Raw genomic sequence first — 861 nt, forward strand, 5'->3', positions numbered from 1 at the left:
ATCCCGGCGCGCGGCATCCAAGAGGTCGAGGATCAGCGATTGCTGTTGTGCGTTGAAGGTGATCACACCGAGCGTTGGACGCCCATTCTCGGGCAGCGCCAGCCATTGCTTCATCCGCCCGACGGCCTCGCGCACGACCGCCATTGCCTCGACCTTGTTCGTCCGGCTCTTGCCGCGGTCATAGATGCCATCGGGTATTTTGCGCAGGCTCACCGCGCGATCGTCGACCGCCGGAGACGGGAACGTGACAAGCCGGTTGTTGTAATAGTGGTGATTGGAGAAGGCGATCAACGACTCGCTTCGGCTTCGATAGTGCCATCTGAGATCGCGCACCGGAATCCCCGACGCCCTTGCTTCGTCAAGGATGCTCTCGAGGTCTTTCTCGTGGTCGGCGATATCTTCCTCTTCCTCGTTGCGGCCGAAGAAATTGGTCGGCGGCAGCTGTTTTGGATCGCCAACGATGATGGTCTGTCGCGCCCTGGCAATGGCGCCGACGGCGTCCCAGGTGGTTATCTGCGAGGCTTCGTCGAAGATCACCACGTCGAACAGCGCCTGGTTGGGCGGCAGGTACTGCGCGATCGAGAGCGGTGACATCAGCATGCAAGGGGCGAGCTTGCCAAAGCTCTGTGGTATCTTGCCAATGACGTCGCGGATCGACAGGCTGGGTCGCTGGAGTTCCATCTGATAGCGCAGCAACCCAAGCTCGGAGTTGCGCGAGACGCTCTGTACCGAAGGCAGCCCATGCGCAAGCGCGCTGACGACGCGCTGCGTGGCATGCGTGCGCACTAGATCGTCGATCTCGCGAAACTCGCTGATCGCATTCTCATGCTGGAATCTGCGGAAGTTGCACAACACCGCGTC

1 protein-coding gene is annotated in these 861 nt (G+C 60.9%); it reads right to left on the reverse strand.

Going from position 1 to position 861, the window contains the following annotated elements; translation table 11 throughout:
• A partial coding sequence (locus EOA24_RS39720) for an ATP-binding protein (protein WP_281059948.1) occupies window positions 1-861 on the reverse strand: 861 nt, incomplete at both ends.

This window comes from Mesorhizobium sp. M2A.F.Ca.ET.039.01.1.1 (assembly GCF_003998035.1).
GTDB lineage: Bacteria > Pseudomonadota > Alphaproteobacteria > Rhizobiales > Rhizobiaceae > Mesorhizobium.